The organism is Actinosynnema sp. NPDC023794 (assembly GCF_040639675.1).
Taxonomy (GTDB): Bacteria; Actinomycetota; Actinomycetes; order Mycobacteriales; family Pseudonocardiaceae; genus Actinosynnema; species Actinosynnema luteola.
Window position 1 is genome coordinate 157,963 of record NZ_JBFAFR010000015.1, and the last position, 19,219, is coordinate 177,181.

Sequence of the window (19,219 nt, forward strand, 5' to 3'; positions counted from 1 at the left end):
ACACCCGGTACACAGACGTACCGCATAGCGTGGAGTCGCCTGAAGATGACCTCGACTGGAGCCCCGTCCCGATCCGAGCCCACCGCCCGCGACGTCGGCGCGGCGAGCCCGGCCAGTCCCGAACAGGCCCGTGACGTTTTGATCGAACGTGCCGCCGCCAACGCCCCCGAGCTCGCCGACCTGATCCGCCTGTACTACCGCCACGTCCCGGCCGAGGAAGTCATCGACGACGACCCGGTCGACCTGGTGGGCGCGGTGCGCTCGAACTACCAGCTCGCCGAGACCCGGGTGCCGGGCCGTCCGGTCGTGCGGATCCTCAACCCGACCCGCGCGCACGACGGCTGGACGTGTCCGGCCACGGTGGTGCAGGTGGTCACCGACGACATGCCCTACCTGGTCGACTCGGTGGCCTCCGAGCTGACCCGCGGCGGCGTGCAGGTGCAACGGGTGGTGCACCCGATCGTCGTGGTGCGCCGTGACCTGGTCACGGGGGCGCTCCAGGAGGTCCTGCCGACCGCGGACCCGGCCGACCCGCCGGGCGACGCGCTGGCCGAGTCGTGGATGTACGTCGAGGTCGACCTGCTCACCGACCCGGACCGGGCGCGTGAGCTGGAAACCAAGCTGCACGCCGTGCTCAACGACGTCCGCGAGGTCGTCGAGGACACCGACAAGATGGCCGGCATGGCGGGGCACCTGGCCGAACTGCTGGAGTCCGAACCGCCGCCGCTGCCCAGCCACGAGGTGCAGGACGGCGCGAACCTGCTGCGCTGGTTGGCCGACGACCACTTCACGTTCCTCGGCTACCGCCAGTACGAGCTGGTCCGCGACGACCCGGCCACGGACGGCGAACCCGCGCTCAGGGCGGTCCTGGCGAGTGGTCTCGGGGTGCTCAGACAGGACAGCCTCGCGGCGCGCAGCCTGACGGCGGGCCCGGACGCGGGCGCCCAGGCACTGTCACCGGAACTGCTGGTCCTGACGCAGGCCAGCGCGCAGTCGAGCGTGCACCGGTCGGTGTACCCCTACTACGTCGGCGTGAAGACCTTCGACGCCGACGGCAACGTGACCGGCGAGCACCGGTTCCTCGGCGTCTTCTCCACCACGGCCCTGCACGAGGACGTGCTGGACATCCCGGCCATCGAACGCCGGGTCCGCGACGTCATCCACCGCGCCGGTTTCCCGCTGCACTCGTACTCGGGCCAGCGGATGCTCGAAGTGATCCAGAACTACCCGCGCACCGAGCTGTTCTCGGTCGACACGGACACGCTCTACCAGACCGTCACGGGCGTGATCGCGCTCGCCGAACGCCGCCGGCTGCGCCTGTTCCTGCGCCGCGACCCGTACGGCCGCTTCTACTCGTGCCTGGTCTACCTGCCGCGCGACCGCTACACCACGACGTCGCGGCTGGCCATGCAGGAAGTGCTGATCGACCAGCTCGGCGGCGTGAACCTGGAGTACAGCGCACGCGTCGGCGAGTCGGCGCTGGCCCGCGTGCACTTCACCGTGCACACCGACCCGAGCCGCCAGGCCGAGCCGGACACCGCCCACATCCAGCAGCTGCTGGCCGAGGCCGTGCGCCTGTGGGACGACCGCATGGTCGAGGCGGTCATGGAGGACCACGGCGCGGCTCTGGGCGCGGAATCGTCGTCCGAGCGGGGCCAGCGGATCGCCGCGGCGTTCCCCGAGGCCTACAAGGAGGACTTCACCGCGGCCGAGGGCCTGGCGGACTTCCGCCGCATCGAGGCCCTCAAGCGCGGTGACCTGGACCTGGTGTTCTACACGCCGCGCGACGCCGAGCCGGGTGAACGGCGGTTCAAGCTGTTCCTCGTCGGCGCCCGGTTGACGCTGTCCGACGTGCTGCCGATGTTGCAGCGCATGGGCGTGGTCGTGGTGGACGAGCGCCCGTACGAGCTGGTCCGCGACGACGGCGCCGAGTGCTGGATCTACGACTTCGGCCTGCGCATCGACCAGGTCACGCTGGACGAGCTGTCCAGCGAGGACCCCGAGTCGATCCGCACCCGCTTCCAGGACGCGTTCGCCGCCTCCTGGCGCGGCGAGGCCGAGGTGGACGGCTTCAACACGCTCGTGCTCAAGGCCGGCGTCACGTGGCAGCAGGCCGCGATGCTGCGTGCCTACGCCAAGTACCTCCGCCAGGCCGGCACCCCGTACAGCCAGGACTACATCGAGGACGCGGTCCTGGGGCACACCGAGGTCGCCACGGCTCTGGTGCGGCTGTTCGAGGCGCGGTTCGACCCCTCCCTGTCCGACGAGCAGCGCTCCAGTCGCACCGAGCACCTGGTCGACGACATCACCGAGATGATCGACAACGTGACCAGCCTGGACGCGGACCGCATCCTGCGCAGCCTGCTCACGCTGGTGCAGGCCACGCTGCGCACGAACTACTTCGTGCGCGACGTCGACGGCAACCCCCGCCCCTACCTGGCGGTCAAGCTGAACCCCCGCGCGATCCCGGACCTGCCCCAGCCGAGGCCCAGGTTCGAGATCTTCGTGTACTCGCCCCGCCTGGAAGGCGTGCACCTGCGCTTCGGCCCGGTCGCACGCGGCGGTCTGCGCTGGTCCGACCGACGTGAGGACTTCCGCACCGAGATCCTGGGCCTGGTGAAGGCGCAAGCCGTGAAGAACGCCGTGATCGTGCCGGTCGGCGCGAAGGGCGGCTTCGTGCTGAAGAAGCCGCCGGCGCCCACCGGCGACCCGGGCCAGGACCGCGAGCAGCTGCTGGCCGAGGGCATCGCCTGCTACCGCCAGTTCATCTCCGGCCTGCTCGACCTGACCGACAACCTCAACTCCGGCACGGTCCTGCCCGCGCCGCAGGTCGTCCGGCACGACGGCGACGACACCTACCTGGTGGTCGCGGCGGACAAGGGCACGGCGTCGTTCTCCGACATCGCCAACGAGGTCTCCAAGTCCTACGGCTTCTGGCTGGGCGACGCGTTCGCGTCCGGCGGATCCGTCGGCTACGACCACAAGGCCATGGGCATCACCGCCAAGGGCGCGTGGGAGAGCGTGAAGCGCCACTTCCGCGAACTGGGCACGGACACGCAGACCGAGGAGTTCACCGTCGTCGGCGTCGGCGACATGTCCGGTGACGTGTTCGGCAACGGCATGCTGCTGTCCGAGCACATCCGCCTGGTGGCCGCGTTCGACCACCGCCACATCTTCATCGACCCGAACCCCACCGCCGCGAGCGGCTACGCCGAGCGCAAGCGGCTGTTCGAACTGCCCCGCTCCTCGTGGGACGACTACGACCGCTCCCTGATCAGCGCCGGCGGTGGCGTGTGGCCGCGCACGGCCAAGTCGATCCCGGTCTCCGAGCAAGTCCGCGAAGCCCTGGGCCTGCCCGAGGGCGTGGTCAAGCTGTCGCCGCAGGAGCTGATGAAGGCGATCCTGCTCGCGCCCGTCGACCTGCTCTGGAACGGCGGCATCGGCACCTACGTCAAGGCGGGCGCCGAGTCGCACGCCGAGGTCGGGGACAAGGCCAACGACGCGATCCGCGTCAACGGCTCCGACCTGCGCGTCAAGGTCGTCGGCGAGGGCGGCAACCTCGGTCTGACCCAGCGCGGTCGCATCGAGTTCGCCCGCAACGGCGGCAAGGTCAACACCGACGCGCTCGACAACTCCGCCGGTGTCGACTGCTCCGACCACGAGGTCAACATCAAGATCCTGCTCGACGAGCTGGTCCGCGACGGCAAGCTCGACCAGGACCAGCGCAACGAGCTGCTGGGCCAGATGACCGACGAGGTCGGCGAGCTGGTCCTCGCCGACAACTACTCGCAGAACTCCGTGCTCGGCGTCTCCCGCGCCCACGCCGCGCCGATGCTCTCGGTGCACGCACGCCTGGTCGCGGACCTCGAACAACGCGGCGTCCTCGACCGCACGCTCGAAGCGCTGCCCAGCACCGCGGAGTTCAAGGCGCTGGAGAAGGCGGGCGACGGCCTCACCTCGCCCGAGCTGGCCACGCTCCTGGCACACGTGAAGCTCGCGCTGAAGGAGGAGGTGCTGGCCAGCGACCTGCCGACGATCGACGTGCTGGCCCGCCGGCTGCCCGACTACTTCCCGAGCGAGCTGCGGGAACGGTTCGCCGACGCCATCGGCAACCACCCGCTGTCCCGCGAGATCATCACGACCGTCCTGGTCAACGAGGTCGTCGACGGCGGCGGCGTGTCGTACGCGTTCCGCCTGGCCGAGGAGATCAGCGCCTCCGCGACCGACGCGGTGCGCGCGTACACCGTCGTGACCGCGATCTACGACCTGCCGTCGATCTGGCAGGAGATCCGCGCCCTGGACAACGTCGTGCCGACCGACGTCCAGGACGACATGGTGCTGGAAACGCGCCGCCTGCTGGACCGCGCGTCGCGCTGGCTGCTCACCAACCGCCCCCAGCCACTGGCGGTCGGCTCCACGATCAGCCGCTTCGCCCCCGTGGTCGGCTCCCTGGCACCGCGCGCCATCGACCTGCTCCAAGGTCACGAGAAGGAATCCGTGGTCGAGCACGTCGAACGGCTGGTCGGCCAGGGCGTGCCCGTCGGACTGGCCCGCCGCGTCGCCGGGCTGCTCTTCACCTACGGGCTGCTCGACGTCACGGAGGTCGCCGAACTCGCCGAGCGCGAGGAAGGCGAGGGCGCAACCGGTCAGGAGCGCACGCACCAGGAGACCGCCGAGGTCTACTTCGCGCTGTCGGACCACCTGGACGTCGACCGGATGCTCAGCTCGGTCTCGAACCTGGAACGCCTCAACCGCTGGCACTCGCTGGCCCGCCTGGCGTTGCGCGACGACTTCTACTCCTCGCTGCGCTCGATCACGATCGACGTCCTGCGCTCAGCCGAGCCGGGCGACACCCCGGAGGAGAAGATCGCGACCTGGGAACAGGCCAACTCCCCCCGCCTGAGCCGCGCCCGCGCCGCCCTCGCCGAGATCAACCGGGTCAGCAAGCTCGACCTGGCCACCCTCTCCGTCGCCGCCCGCCAGGTCCGCAGCATGATCCGCTGACCTCCCGTCGCCAGGGCACCGCACCCGCCGTGCCCTGGCGACCCGCCCCACCCCCACGCCTTCTCGGCCACTGGCACGCCTTCCCTCGACAGAAGGGCTTCGTGTCATCCCGCCGACCTGGCTCTCTTGTGATCTACCAACCCGATACCCCGCCTTCATCCTGGAACGTCCCCGTCGGACCATCCGCCCCCGATGTCGCCAACCGCACCACGGTCCTCGCGCTCACTTCCGGCGCTCTCCCCACCCCGAACGCCGCAGTCATGTCCGTCGCGGTGAATCCCGGCTCAAGCTCATTGAACTTGATGCCCGGCTGGGACTTGGCGTACTGCACCGTCACCATCGTGGCCGCCTCCTCCGTGACCCGCACGATCGCCACCGCATTCGTGTCGAAGACCCTCAATGCCTCAGGTCCGTCGACAACGTCACCACCGAGAACGCCCGCGTTGTGCACCAACACATCGAGCAAGCCCTCTTCCTCCCGGACCGTCGCCAGCGCGCCACTCACCGAAGCGTCGTCGGTCACATCGAGCTGCACGAATCGTGCGCCGAGCGCCGCCGCCGATTTCTCGCCCCGCTCGACACTCCTGGCGTCCGCGGACTTGCCGACCAAACGCCCCGGCAGAACACCCGGGCCGAACTGGGCCGCACCGGACAGGCCTGGCGAAACCCTGCGCTGAGCCAGGCGGGAACACACGCGTCCCCGCCCGACCCGACCAACCCTCTAACTACGCCACGTATCCGACAACGTCGCCGGCGACGTCGCGGACCGATTCGTCCCGCTCTCCCACGTCACCGCACCGCCGCTGTCCTTCCGGATGTACTTGTACTGGAACGACGTCCCCGCCGGCAGCGACACCGACCCCCGCCACGTCGGATAGGTCGCCGACGACAGCGCCACCGCCGCGCCGGTGTTCCACGCACCCAACGCCGGGTGGTCGCCGACCACGAAGATGTTCTGCCCCAACGACGTCGTGGCGTTCACCGCGAACGACGTCGTCCCCGCCGGCGGGTTCCCCGCCCCGGTCGCCCCGACGTGCAGCGCCAACGCCTCACCCGCGCCCAACGTCGCGGTGAACTGCCCGTTCGACCCGACCGCGACCGCCACGCACCCGTCCTGCTGCACGTTGCAGTACGACCCGGCCGGCAGCGAGGTCTGGAACGTCCGCGTCATCGCCGACGACTCGCGGTTGATCGCGACGAAGCCCTTGTTGCCCCGCCCGAACGCGATGGCGTCGCCGCCGTTGTCCCACCAGTTCACGACCGCCGTCCCGGCCACGGTGTTGCGGAACTGCACCATCGACGCGATCTGCGTCCACCGGTGCTGGCACTTCCACCCGGACGTGTAGCACTCCGACCCGGACGGCGGCCCGGCGTCGTGCGACGAGAACTCGTAGCCCGAGTACACGTTCGGCGAACCGTAGGGCCACGCCAGCATGAACACGTTCGCCAACGTGTAGGTCGACCCGTCGCGGTACGTCAACGTCGACCCGTTGCGCTCGGTGTCCCAGTTGTCCACGAACGACCGCGCCTGACCGCTCGCCAGGTAGCCCCACGACTGCCCGAACGTGCTCAGGTACGCCAGGTTCTCGTTGTTGAAGATCCGCTTGATGTCGTAGGCGTACCGGAACTCGTCCACGTCACCCGACCCGGTGTACTCGCCGGGCTGCACGGCCTCACCGGCCCCGTAGATCACCTCGTGCACCCAGAAAACACCCGGGTTGCTCAGCCGCGACTTGATCGCGGCCAGGTCCGCCGCCGGCATGTGCTTGGCCGCGTCGATCCGGAACCCGTCGACACCCATCGCGATCAGCGAGTTCAGGTACGACGCGATCTTCCCCCGCACGTGGTCGCTGCCGGTGTTCAGGTCCGACAGCCCGACCAGCTCGCAGTTCTGCACGTTGTCGCGGTTGCGGTAGTCGCTGATGTGCGACCGGCACGAGTGGAAGTCCCAGTCGCTGTAGATGCCGGGGTAGTTGTACTTCGTGTACGACGAGCCGCCGGTCCCCGTGCCCGAGCCGGCGCTCATGTGGTTGATCACCGCGTCCGCGATGACCTTCACGCCCGCCGCGTGGCAGGTGTTCACCATGTTCCGGAACGCGGCCTCGTCACCCAGACGCCCCGCGATGCGGTAGCTGACCGGCTGGTACGAGGTCCACCACTGGGACCCCTGGATGTGCTCGGTGGCCGGCGAGACCTCCACGAACCCGTAGCCGCGAGGCCCGAGCACGTTCGTGCACTCACTCGCCACCCGCGCGAACGGCCACTGGAACAGGGTCGCGGTCACGTCCTTCGCGGACGGCGGCGTTGCAAAACTTTGCGGGACCGCCAAAAGGCTGAACAGGAGTACGGCTATCGCGCCCAAGGCGCGTCGACTTGAGGAAACCACGATGTCTCCTAGCTGGCAGGGATGTGCTCTAGGTCATACCAGCTGCCAGACTTGCTGAAAACACTTGCAAAGTATTTCATTGCCCTCCGGCGGAACCGATCCGGAAGGACACCCCATGACGCAGGACTGGTGGCGCGATGCCGTCATCTACCAGGTCTACGTGCGCAGCTTCGCCGACTCGGACGGCGACGGTGTCGGTGACCTGCCCGGCATCCGCTCCCGACTGCCCTACCTGGCCGACCTCGGCGTGGACGCGGTCTGGATCACGCCGTTCTACTCGTCCCCGATGGCCGACGGCGGCTACGACGTCGCCGACTACCGGACCGTCGACCCGCTGTTCGGCTCCAACGACGACGCCAAGGCCCTCGTCGAGGACGCGCACGCCCTCGGCATCCGCGTGATCGTCGACCTGGTCCCGAACCACACCAGCGACCGGCACGCGTGGTTCCAGCAGGCGCTCGACGCCGCCCCGGGCTCCCCGGAACGCGCCCGCTACCACTTCCGCGACGGCCGCGGCGAGCAGCCTCCGAACGACTGGGAATCCGTCTTCGGCGGCCCCGCCTGGACGCGGGTCCCGGACGGCCAGTGGTACCTGCACCTGTTCGCGCCCGAGCAGCCGGACCTGAACTGGGACCAGCCGGAGGTGCGCGACGAGTTCCTCGACGTGCTGCGCTTCTGGCTCGACCTCGGCGTGGACGGCTTCCGCATCGACGTCGCGCACGGCATGGTCAAGGCCGACGGCCTGCCCGACGTCGGCACGCCCGGTCACCTCAAGCTGCTGGGCACCGAGGCGCTGCCGTTCTTCGACCAGGACGGCGTGCACGAGATCTACCGCGACTGGCGCAAGGTGCTCGACTCCTACCCGGGCAACCGGATCGGCGTGGCCGAGGCGTGGACGCCGAGCCCCGAGCGCACCGCCCGCTACCTGCGCTCCGACGAGCTGCACCAGGCGTTCAACTTCCACTACCTGACCGCCGGGTGGACCGCCACCGACCTCAAGCAGGTCATCGACGACTCGCTGGCCGCGATGAGGCCGGTCGCCGCGCCGACCACGTGGGTGCTGTCCAACCACGACGTGCAGCGGCACGTGACGCGGTACGGCAGCGTGGCGCGCGCCCGTGCCGCCGCGATGCTCATGCTCGCCCTGCCCGGCAGCGCGTACGTCTACCAGGGCGAGGAACTGGGCCTGCCGGAGGTGCTCGACCTGCCCGAGGACGTCCTCCAGGACCCGGTGTGGGAACGGTCCGGCCACACCGACCGCGGGCGTGACGGCTGCCGCGTGCCGATCCCGTGGACGGCGGACGGCCCGTCGTTCGGCTTCGGCGACGGCGGCTCGTGGCTGCCGCAGCCGTCCGCCTGGGCCGACCTCGGCGTGGCGAGCCAGCTCGGCGACCCGAACTCCGTGCTGGAGCTCTACCGCAGCGCGCTGCGCGTGCGACGGGAGCACCCTGACCTCGGTGCGGGCTCCGACGTGGAGTGGCTGGACGTGCCCGAAGGCGTGCTGTCGTTCCGCCGCGGCGCCTTCACGTGCGTGGTGAACTTCGGCCCTGACGTGGCACGCCTGCCCGCCGACGGCGAGGTGCTGCTCGCCTCGGGTGGTCACGCGACCGAAGACGCGGACGTCCTCGTGCCGCCGGACACGACCGTGTGGCTCTCGCGCCCGTAGAGTCACCCGGTGTGACAGCGCGGCTCAGTGACATCGCGACCCAGGCAGGCGTGAGCGAGGCGACGGTCAGCCGAGTGGTCAACGGCAAGCCAGGCGTCTCGGCCACCACCCGCCAGGCCGTGGTCGCCGCGATGGACGTGCTCGGCTACGAGCGCCCGCCCAGGCTCCGCCAGCGCAGCGCCGGGCTGATCGGGTTGATCACCCCCGAGTTGAACAACCCGATCTTCCCGGCGCTCGCGCAGGTCATAGAGCAGGTGCTGACCCGTGACGGCTACACGCCGGTGCTGTGCACGCAGACGCCCGGCGGCTCGACCGAGGACCAGCTGACCGAGATGCTGGTCGACCGGGGCGTGACCGGGATCGTCTTCGTGTCCGGCCTGCACGCCGACACGACCGCCGACAAGGACCGGTACGTCAAGCTGGCCGGCCGCGGCGTGCCGTTCGTGATGATCAACGGCTACACCGACCAGGTGTCCGCGCCGTTCGTCTCGGTGGACAACCGCGCCGCGGTCCGGTTGGCGGTCACCCACCTGGCCGAACTCGGGCACGAGGTGATCGGCCTGGCCGTCGGGCCGCCGCGGTTCGTGCCCGCGCTGCGCATGGTGGAGGGCTTCACGCTCGTCCGCCCGCAGGCCTCGGACCTGGTCGAGCACTCCCTGTTCACGGTCGAGGGCGGCCAGGCCGCGGCCAACGCCCTGCTGGACCGCGGCTGCACGGCGATCGTGTGCGGCAGCGACCTGATGGCGTTCGGCGCGATCCGCGCGGCCCGCGACCGGGGCCTCGACGTGCCGCGCGACGTGTCCGTCGTCGGCTTCGACGACTCGCCGCTGATCGTGTTCGCCGACCCGCCGCTGACCACGATCCGCCAGCCGGTCGAGGCGATGGGGCAGGCCGCCGTGCACGCGTTGCTGGAGGAGATCGGCGGCACGCCCGCACCGCACGCGGAGTTCGTGTTCCAGCCGGAACTGGTGGTGCGCGGCTCGACCGGCGCCCGCCCCAGATGACCGCGCTCGCCGAGCGGATCCTCGCGCAACGGATGCGGGCCCAACGCCTCTCGCACCCCGCCTCCGACGCCACGGACCTCCTCACGTCGATCTTCGCCCTCCAAGCGCAGGACGTCCCGGCGGCACGGCTCGCAGCGCGCGCCCGGGGCGTGAGGTCCCTGGACGGCCCTCTGGTGCGCACGTGGGCCATGCGCGGGACCCTCCACCTGCTCCACCAGGACGACCTGTGGGTCGTGAACCTCCTCGGCCCGACCTCCATCGCCGCCGGACGACGTCGCCGCGAGCAACTCGGCCTCACCGATGAGCTGTGCGAACGCGCGCTACCCGCGCTCCGCGAAGTCCTGACCGAGCCGCTGGAACGCGCCGAACTCGTGCGCCGCCTCGCCGACGTCGGCATCGCCCTCGACCCGAAGTCCCAGGCGCCCGCGCACCTGCTGGCGTTCGCCGCGAACTCCGGCGTGCTGTGCCGGGGCCTGGACGACACCTACCGTCTCCTGCGCATCGACTGCGGACCCCGTGGCGTGGACGAGCTGTGGCGGCGCTACCGACGTGCCTACGGCCCGGCCACGCCCGACGACTTCGCCGCGTGGAGCGGCCTGCCCAAGCGGATGCTCGGGAACCTGCCCGAGGTGGCCGACGAACCGGCCGAGCCGACCGGCGCGGTCCGCGTGCTCGGCCACTTCGACCCCTACCTCCTCGGCTACCGCGACCGCTCCCTCGCGCTCGACCCCGAGCACGCGCCGCTCGTGCAGACCGGCGGCGGTTTCCTCACCCCGCACGTCGTCGTGGACGGCCGCGTCGTCGCCGTCTGGCGGCGCGACGGCGGGCACTTCACCGTGCGGCCGTTCAGCGACCGCCCCGACCGCCCGGACATCGCGGAAGAGGTCGCCGACCTGGGACGATTCCTCGACTTGGACGCGCGCTTAACCTGGGCGTAGCACGTGGATAAGGTCACTGCCACGCATCGACGAGCGGGAGGCGCGTTCAACTTGGGTGTGTTCGTCACGGGTGTGCGCCCGCGCTGGTCGGACATGGACGCCTTCGGCCACGTCAACCACGCCAACACGGTGACCCTGCTGGAAGAGGCGCGCATCGACCTGCTGTTCACCGAGGCCGCCAGGCACGGTGTGCCGGAGATGTCGCACGGCATGGTCGTCGCCCGGCTCGTGGTGGACTACCTCGCGCCGGTGGTGTTCACCGGCGACGAGGTCGTGGTGGAGATGTCCGTTCGGGAATTGAAGTCCGCGTCCTTCACGTTGGACTACACGGTCCGCGGCGGTCGCCAGGAGGGCAGCGCCGTCGTCACGACGGCCGAGACCCTGATGGTCCCGTACAACCTGACGGCCGGACGCCCGCGCCGTCTACTCGAAGCCGAGCGCGACTTCCTCGCGGGCTGGCGTGCCGGAGGTAATGGTGCCTGAGCTGGTCCTCGCCGATCCCGCCGAGCGGGACGACCTCGGCGCGTTCGTCGCCCGTGCCGTCCGGTTGGACGGCCAAGCCGTGGTGCGGCTGCGCAACCGCCCGTCCGCCGACCTGGTCGACGCGTGGGTGGCGACCCCGTTCGACACCCTGGCCACCCGGACCGTCGCCGGCCGGATCACGCCGGGCGACGTCACCGTGTCCGGCACCGACCTGCTCACCGGTCTGGCCGTGGTGCGCAGCGAGACCGTCGACCCCGGTCCGGCGCGCGACATGATGTGGCGTTCGGCGCTGCCGCCGGTGGCGGGCTGGCTCCCGGTCGACCGGCTGCCCGGCAGCGTCGTGTCGGAGCTGGCGGAGAAGGGCGTCGAGGTGGCTCGGGAGAACGCGGGCCCCCGCGGCACGCCGCCCGCCTCGCTGCTGGACCAGACCGTGATCACGGTGAGCGGTTCCGGGTTGGACGTGAAGGTGCCCATGCGGTGCCTGTTCGCGTTGTCGGGCATGGGCTTCCTGGGCGGTGACGACGTGCGCATCACGGCCACGGACTCGTGGCTGCGCATCGACGCCCGGTTCGGCGCGGTGGTCCGCCGCCGCCACTCCATGCTGCCCCTGCTGGTCTGAGCGTTTCCGGCCGAACGAGTTCCGGTGTCGTACCCGCCGGCTACCCTGGTCAGGGGATCAGGGGGGTCCGGCGATGGAGTTCAGGGTGCTGGGGCCGGTGCGGGCCCGCACCGGGGGTGGTCCGGTCGAGGTCGGCGGGCCGAAGCCGAGGACGTTGCTGGCGTTGCTGGCGATCAACGCCGGCCGCGTGGTGTCACTGGAGAGGCTGGTCGACGTCCTGTGGGGCGAGCGGCCACCCGGTGATTCCCGTTCGGCCATCTACACCTACGTCTCGACGCTGCGCCGCGCGTTGGGCGACGTGCTGGTCCGCTCCGGCGGCGGCTACCTGCTGTCCGTCCGGCCCGACCAGGTCGACCTGCACGTCTTCACCGCGGAGCTGGGCGACGGCCGCCGCGCGCTGGCCGAGGGCGACCTCGAAGGCGCCGCGGCCCGGTTCGCCGCCGCCCTGGGCCGGTGGCACGGCACCCCGTTGGGCGGCGCCCAGGGCACGTGGGCGGAAGGTGAGCGGTCCCGGCTCGAAGAGCTGCGCCTCGGCGCGCTGGAGGACCGCTTCGACGCCGACCTGGCCCTGGGCCGCGGCGAGGCGCTGACCACCGAGCTGAGCGTGGCCGTGGCCGAGAACCCCCTCCGGGAACGGCTGCGCAGCCAGCTGATGCTCGCGCTCGGCCAAGCGGGGAGGCGGGCCGAGGCGTTGGCCTGCTACCAGCAGGGCAGGCGGATCCTGCTCGACGAACTCGGCCTCGAACCAGGCCTCGCCCTGCGCTCCACGCACGAACGCGTGCTGCGCGGCGAGCCCGAGCCGCCCACCGCCGAGCGACGGAAGCCCGGCCCGCCGTCGCCGAGCCAGCTGCCGTTCGACATCGCCGACTTCACCGGCCGCGTGGCCGAGCACGACCGCCTGGTGGCCCACCTGACCGGGACGACGGGCGCGGTGCGGGTGTGCGCCATCTCCGGCCAGCCGGGCGCGGGCAAGTCGACGCTCGCGGCCCACGTCGCCCACGCCGTGCGCGACCACTTCACCGACGGCCAGCTGTACGCGACCCTGCGCGGCGACGGCGTCGTGCCCGCCGACCCGGCCGAGGTGCTGGCCGGGTTCCTGCGCGCCCTGGGCACGGCGGAGGAGGCCATCCCGGCCGATCCGGCCGAACGCGCCCAGCTGTACCGCACCCTGCTGGCCGACCGACGGGTGCTGATCGTGCTCGACGACGCCCGCGACGAACGCCAGGTCCGGCCGCTGCTGCCCGGCGGCGCGACGTGCGCCGTGCTCACCACCAGCCGGGAACGGCTCGGCGCGCTCGGCGGCGCGGCCCACCTCGACCTGAGCGTGATGCACGACGACGAGGCGCTGGAGCTGCTCGACCGCGTCGTCGGCGACGGTCGGGTGGCCGCCGAACCCGAGGCCGCCGAGGACATCGTCCGGCTGTGCGGCCAGTTGCCATTGGCCCTGCGCATCGCCGGCGCCCGCCTCGCCGCCCGGCCGCAGTGGCGGCTCGCCCGACTCGCCGAACGCCTCGGCGTGCAGCGGCGCGTGCTCGGCGAGCTCACCCTCGGCGACCTGGAGGTGCGCGGCAGCCTCGCGTTGAGCTACGACGGCCTGGCCGAACGCGAACGCGCCGCGTTGCGGAGACTCGCGCTGCTGGGCGTCGCCACGTTCGGCGGCTGGCTCGTCGCACCCCTGCTCGACTGCGACCCGCGTGAGGCGGAGGAGGTGGTGGAACGCCTGGTCGACTCACGGCTGCTCGACCTCGCCACCACCGACGGCGGCACCGCGCTCCGCTATCGCATGCACGACCTGACCAGGGCGTTCGCCCGCGAACGCGGTGAAGCCGAGGAGCCGGGGGCCGCCGTCAAGGCCGCTTGCGCGCGTGCCGCGCGGACCTGGCTGGCCCTGGTCGACCTCGCCGGCAGCCACATGCCGCACACCGCGTTCGACCGCGACCGCACCCCGCCCGACCCGAGGTACTTCGACCCGGAGGCGGCGGCCGAGATCGCCGCCGACCCCGAGGCGTGGTTCGACGCCGAGCAGGCGGGCCTGGTCGGCGTGGTGGAACGGGTCAGCGAACTCGACCTGACCGACGTGGCGACCCGGCTCGCCGCCTCCCTGTGCTCCTCCCGGTTCTCCGTGCGCAACCTGTTCGGCCAGTGGTGGCGCACGCACTCGGCGGCGCTGGAGGCGGCCCGGCGCGCGGGTGACCGGGCGGGTGAGGCGCGGTTGCTGTCGGGCCTCGGCTGGCTGCGGTACGAGCAGGACCGGTTCGAGGAGGCCGCGTCGTACTACGGGCAGGCGCTGGACGCCTACCGGCAGGCCGGCGACGCCCAGGGCGAGGCGTCGGCCCGGCTGGCGCTGAGCACCGTCCTGCGCGAGCACGGCGAGCTGGCGCGGGCCCGGGAGCTGCTCGACCTGGCCCTGCCCGTGCTGCGGGAGCTGGACGAGAAGCACCTGGTCGCCCAGGCGTCGCACGGGCTGGGCCGGGTGCTGACCGAACAGGGCCACCTCGACCTGGCCCTGGAGGTGTGCGAGGAGACGGTGCGGGCCTACCGCGCCGTAGGCGACCGCCGAGGTGAGGCGATCGCGCTGCGGTCGGTGAGCATCGTGCACCGCGCCGCCGGGCGGTGGGACGTCGCGGCCGAGCACGCCGCCCGTGCCGTCGAGCTGCTGCGGACCCTCGGCGACCGGCTGATGTCCGCCTACGCGACCCAGGCGTTGGCCAAGGCCCGCATCCGCCAGGGCCGCGGCGACGCGGTGCGCAGCGACCTGCTCGAGTGCCTCAGCACGTGCAACGAGATGCAGGACGGCTTCGGCCAGGCCCTCGTCCTGCGCACCCTCGGCGAGCTGGAGCTGGCGGGCCTGCGGCCGGAGGTGGCCCGCCGCTACCTGGACCGTTCGCTGCACTGGTGGGAGGCGTTGTCCCTGCCGGTGTGGCGGGCCCGGACCCTGCGGGACCTGGCCGCCACCCTGGCCGCCCTCGGTGAGCCGGACGCCGCCCGAGCGGCCCGCCGCGAGGCAGAGTCGATCTTCCGCGCCCACGGGTGCCGGGAGGCGGGCGAGCCGTTCCGCCCGGTGCCGCCGAGTTCGCACGCCATCGCCTGACCGGCACTTTTAGTTTTCTTTGAGGTCCGACCCCGAGGATGCCGCGCACGCGACAGCGGTGGTCGGAGGCGCGGTCGAGGGGTCCGCGCCTCCCCACATCAACGGCGGGACTAGACGAGCCAGACGGCCGTGTCGGGCGGCAGCTGGTTGCCGTCCATCGGACCGCTGGCCAGCAGGATCTCACCGGGCGGCAGCGGCACCGGGCCGCCGGACGTGTTCAGCGCGCAGATCAGCCCGCCGCCCTTGCGCCGGAACGCGAAGCACCCGGGCGGCGCGCCGTACCACTCCAGCTCGTCGCCGTCGAACGCCGGCTGCGACTTCCGCAGCTCCAGCGCGTGCCGGTAGAACGACAGCATCGACTCGGGGTCTTCCAGCTGCGACTCGGCGGTGAGGCCTGCCCACTCGTTCGGCTGCGGCAGCCACGTGGTCACCGCCTGCGAGAAGCCGAACGGCGGGGTGTCGCCCTCCCACGGCAACGGCACGCGGCACCCGTCGCGACCGCGCAGGGTGCGCCCGGACCGCAGCCAGATCGGGTCCTGCAACGCCCACTCCGGCAGCTCCACGTCCGGCAGGCCGAGCTCTTCGCCGTTGTAGAGGTAGACCACGCCGGGCAGCGCCAGCTCGACCAGCGCCATCGCCCGCGCCCGCCGCGCCCCGAGGTCGCCACCGCCGTACCGGGTCACGTGCCGCGGCACGTCGTGGTTGGACAACGTCCAGGTCGCGGGCGCGCCCACCGACCGGACCGCGCCCAACCCGTGCTCGACGGCCGAGCGGACGGCGTCCGCGTCGAACGGCGCCTCCAGCAGCCGGAAGTTGAACCCGAGGTGCAGCTCGTCGGGCCGCAGGTACCGGGCGTACCGCTCGTCGTCGGCGACCCAGACCTCGCCGACGGCCATGCGGCCCGGGTACTCGTCGATGACCTTGCGGATCATCCGGTGGATCTCGTGCACCCCGTCGTTGTCGAACCGGGGGTCCAGCGCGTTGTCGTGCATGACGCCCGCGCCCAGCTCGACCCGCGGATCGATGTTCGGCAACCCGTAGGGCTTGGCCATGCCGTGCGCCACGTCGATGCGGAACCCGTCCACCCCGCGGTCCAGCCAGAACCGCAGCGTGCGCGCCAGGTCGGCGGCGACCTCGGGGTTGTCCCAGTTCAGGTCGGGCTGCTCGGGCGCGAACAGGTGCAGGTACCACTGCCCGTCGGGCACGCGGGTCCACGCGGGCCCGCCGAACTGGCTCGACCAGTTGTTCGGCGGCACGGACCCGTCGAACCCGCCGCCGTCGCGGAAGATGAACCGGTCCCGCTCGACCGAGCCCGGCCCGGCCCGCAGCGCGGCCTGGAACCACGCGTGCCGGTCGCTGGTGTGGTTGGGCACCAGGTCGATCGTGACCTTCAGGTTGTGCGCGCGCGCCTCGGCGACCAGCCGGTCGAACGCGGCCAGGTCGCCGAACAGCGGGTCGACGTCACGCGGGTCGGCCACGTCGTAACCGTGGTCGGCCATGGGCGAGGTGAAGAACGGCGTGAGCCAGAGGGCGTCCACGCCGAGCAGTTCGAGGTAGCCGAGCCGGGAGCGGATACCGTCGAGGTCGCCCACGCCGTCACCGTTCGCGTCGGCGAAGGATCGGACGTAGACCTGGTAGAAGACGGCGTCACGCCACCAGGCGGACTCGTCGGCGATCTCTGGTTGTAGATCGGAGGATCGTCGCACGAGGAGTCATCCTGCCATTCGCGACCGACACCACGACCCCGTTCGAGTGATCAAGAATCACACCCAGGCGTTCATCATGCTGTTGGCGGCCATCTCCAGGTACGCCCAGAGCTGCTTGCGGTGTTCGGGGGAGAGGTCGACCGAGTCGACGCCGACCTTGATGCAGCGCAACCAGGCGTCCCGCTCCACGGGACCGATCACGAACGGAGCGTGACGCATCCGCAACCGAGGATGACCCCGGTTGTCCGAATACGTGTGCGGACCGCCCCAGTACTGCATCAGGAACAGCCGGAACCGCTCCTCGGCGGGACCGAGGTCCTCTTCGGGGTACAGCGGGCGCAGGACGGGATCGGCGGCCACTTCCTCGTAGAAGACCGCGACGATCTTGTGGAACGTCTCGTACCCGCCCACTGCTTCGTAGAAGTTCTCCGGCGGAGTGGTCACCCCTCCATCCTGCCTCAGCCACCGAACGGCAGCCCACGCCGACCCCCGCCGCGGGCCTACGCTCGGCGTGGTGGACGAGGTGCGCAACGAGGCGTCCGAGGTGTCCGGCACGGTCGTGCAGGCCGGTGGCGACGTCACGGTGTACGTGGACGGCGACCAGGGCGCCGGGTCCCTCGTGGTGACGGTGGACCGGTCGGCGATCGAGGAGCTGGTGGAGTTCGCCGACGAGCCGGGCCTGTTCCACGCCTGGAGCCGCCGGGTCGGCGTGGTCGTCGAGGCGCGGGGCGCACGGGCGGTCGTGCTGACGGGGCTGCGGGCGGTGGTCCTGGCCCGGCGGGCGCCCCGGCCGGTCGGCAGGCGGGCGGTGGTCGCCGGAGCCGTGGAGCCCGCCCGGTCCACCGTGGACCTCGACCGCGACCCGCCGCGCTCACCGGGCGAGGGGTTCCCGGTGGCGGTGTCGGCGACGCGGCCGCACGTGCTCGCGCTGGACCTGGTGGTGCGCGAGCACGAGGTCGACTGGCGCTTGGAGCTGGACTGGGTGTCCGACGGCGAGTCCGGTGTGTTCCGCGTCCCCGACGCGGGCCACTTCACCCACCGGCCGCCCGGCGCGACGGCCGGGTTGGCGGGCGAGGTGCCGGTGCTGGTGCCGGGGCGGCCGGAGCCGGTGCCGGTAGGTCCCGGAGCGGTCTCCCCGGAGCGGATCCGGCGGCTCCTGGACCAGGTGATCGAGCACTGGTCGCAGACGTGGCAGTGGTTGACGTCGACCCGCCACTTCGCGATGGCCGGTCACGTCGCCGCGATCGACCCAGGCCGGGTGCGCGAGTGGATGCGGGCATCGCCGCGCATGGGGCACAAGGAGCTCCTCGGGGTGGCGAGGGCGGTCGCGCCGGCCGATCCCGAACTGACCCGGCTGCTGGTGGCCAGGGTCCGGCACGCGCGGACGGCCGCCGGGCGGAGCGAACCCGAGGTTGAGCTGCTGGCCGAACTGGCGGCAACCATCCGCGTCGTCGACCCCGCGTCGGCGCGGGATCTGCTGGACGAGGCCGAGCCACTCGTGCCGAAGATGTACGGAGGGCCCGGGATGGGGATGGCGATCCTGGCCGCCGCGTGGGGACCGCTGGACCCACGACGGGCTCGGGCGCTGGCGCTGGAGGCGGCAGGGCTGTGGACCGAGGGCCGACCGCCCTTGAGCGCGCGGCCGAGGCGGGAGGTCGATCACCTCGTGCGGGCGTTGGTCTGGTCGGACCCGGAGCAGGCGGTGCGCTTGGCGCGCGAGCACGACCTCCTGGCGCTGCTCGCCGGGCAGCCGGGGATCGACGGCCGGCGGCTGGTCACCGAGTCGACCGATCCGCAGCGCACGGCGTTGCTGCTGGAGGAGGTGGCCGAGCCGGCCGACACCGACTGGTGGGTGGCTCAGGCACGGGCCGTGGCGCCCCTGCTGGTGGTGGAACAACGGGTCCGCCTGCTGTCGCGGGTGGCGGCGGTCGTGGCGCCCGGCCCGGCCCGGGAGCTGATCACCGAGGCGGAACGCGAGCTCGACTCGGTGATCTCCGCCGCGGACCACCCGCGTGCGTCGGCCGAGGTGGCCTGTGCGATCGCCCTGCACGACCCGGACCGGGCGGAACGGCTCGCGCAGGCGATCCGGAGCCCGAAGCAGCGGACGACGGTGCTCGTGGCCGTGGCTCACGCCCTGCACCGCAGGCTCGACCCGCGGGGCTCGGCCGAGCGCTCACCCCGACGACCACCGGCGCCCGCGCCGTAGGAGTCCCCCAGCGCCTTGAGCGCCCGCTTGGCGAAGGGGTGGCGGACCGCGCCGATCCGTGGTGGACCCGGCACGCGGCACCGCATCCTGGGCGCGCCATCTCCTGTCACGAGGGA

The 19,219-nt window shown here is 71.8% G+C and carries 12 protein-coding genes; 8 read left to right on the forward strand and 4 right to left on the reverse strand.

Annotated elements, in window-relative coordinates:
* Window positions 1–45 precede the first annotated feature (45 nt).
* Entirely contained in the window at window positions 46–5,004 is a 4,959-nt protein-coding gene (locus AB0H12_RS27620) for an NAD-glutamate dehydrogenase (protein ID WP_499626606.1), read from the forward strand.
* Between the two features lie 133 nt (window positions 5,005–5,137).
* Here the strand turns inward: AB0H12_RS27620 and AB0H12_RS27625 are convergent, their stop codons facing one another.
* Together AB0H12_RS27625 and AB0H12_RS27630 are read right to left on the reverse strand one after the other, a co-directional pair.
* On the reverse strand, window positions 5,138–5,614 hold the full coding sequence (locus AB0H12_RS27625) for an SDR family oxidoreductase (RefSeq protein WP_499626608.1): 477 nt from the start codon (window positions 5,612–5,614) through the stop codon (window positions 5,138–5,140).
* 111 nt (window positions 5,615–5,725) lie between these two features.
* Window positions 5,726–7,288 (reverse strand): carbohydrate-binding module family 20 domain-containing protein, encoded by a 1,563-nt coding sequence (locus AB0H12_RS27630; RefSeq protein ID WP_499626610.1) that lies wholly within the window; start codon window positions 7,286–7,288, stop codon window positions 5,726–5,728.
* A 217-nt stretch (window positions 7,289–7,505) separates the two neighbouring features.
* On the opposite strand from AB0H12_RS27630, the gene AB0H12_RS27635 reads away from it, so the two are divergent.
* The 6 genes from AB0H12_RS27635 (at window position 7,506) to AB0H12_RS27660 (ending at window position 15,191) form a co-directional block, all read left to right on the forward strand.
* On the forward strand, window positions 7,506–9,056 hold the full coding sequence (locus AB0H12_RS27635; protein WP_499626612.1) for a glycoside hydrolase family 13 protein: 1,551 nt from the start codon (window positions 7,506–7,508) through the stop codon (window positions 9,054–9,056).
* 11 nt (window positions 9,057–9,067) lie between these two features.
* Window positions 9,068–10,060, forward strand: a complete 993-nt coding sequence (locus AB0H12_RS27640) for a LacI family DNA-binding transcriptional regulator (RefSeq protein WP_499626613.1) — start codon at window positions 9,068–9,070, stop codon at window positions 10,058–10,060.
* Complete coding sequence (locus tag AB0H12_RS27645; RefSeq protein ID WP_499626615.1) at window positions 10,057–10,998, forward strand: DNA glycosylase AlkZ-like family protein; 942 nt, start codon at window positions 10,057–10,059, stop codon at window positions 10,996–10,998. The genes AB0H12_RS27640 and AB0H12_RS27645 overlap by 4 nt, the downstream gene beginning before the upstream one ends.
* Window positions 10,999–11,049: 51 nt before the next feature.
* On the forward strand, window positions 11,050–11,481 hold the full coding sequence (locus AB0H12_RS27650; RefSeq protein WP_499626616.1) for an acyl-CoA thioesterase: 432 nt from the start codon (window positions 11,050–11,052) through the stop codon (window positions 11,479–11,481).
* Window positions 11,474–12,100, forward strand: coding sequence for a DUF8010 domain-containing protein (locus AB0H12_RS27655; protein WP_499626618.1), 627 nt, complete (start codon window positions 11,474–11,476; stop codon window positions 12,098–12,100). Before AB0H12_RS27650 ends, AB0H12_RS27655 begins: the two co-directional genes overlap by 8 nt.
* Window positions 12,101–12,173: 73 nt before the next feature.
* On the forward strand, window positions 12,174–15,191 hold the full coding sequence (locus AB0H12_RS27660; RefSeq protein WP_499626619.1) for an AfsR/SARP family transcriptional regulator: 3,018 nt from the start codon (window positions 12,174–12,176) through the stop codon (window positions 15,189–15,191).
* A gap of 110 nt (window positions 15,192–15,301) precedes the next feature.
* On the opposite strand, the gene AB0H12_RS27665 is transcribed toward AB0H12_RS27660, so the two are convergent.
* Together AB0H12_RS27665 and AB0H12_RS27670 are read right to left on the reverse strand one after the other, a co-directional pair.
* Window positions 15,302–16,897: a glycoside hydrolase family 13 protein gene (locus tag AB0H12_RS27665; protein ID WP_499626621.1), complete on the reverse strand. Its 1,596-nt coding sequence runs from the start codon at window positions 16,895–16,897 to the stop codon at window positions 15,302–15,304.
* Between the two features lie 57 nt (window positions 16,898–16,954).
* Window positions 16,955–17,341 carry a globin gene (locus AB0H12_RS27670; RefSeq protein ID WP_230565912.1) on the reverse strand — a complete coding sequence of 129 codons (387 nt, stop codon included), beginning with the start codon at window positions 17,339–17,341 and terminating at the stop codon, window positions 16,955–16,957.
* A 70-nt stretch (window positions 17,342–17,411) separates the two neighbouring features.
* Between AB0H12_RS27670 and AB0H12_RS27675 the strand changes: the two genes are divergently transcribed.
* The gene (locus AB0H12_RS27675) at window positions 17,412–19,103 is read left to right on the forward strand and encodes a hypothetical protein (RefSeq protein ID WP_499626623.1); all 1,692 of its coding nucleotides are present in this window, start codon (window positions 17,412–17,414) and stop codon (window positions 19,101–19,103) included.
* Window positions 19,104–19,219 lie beyond the last annotated feature (116 nt).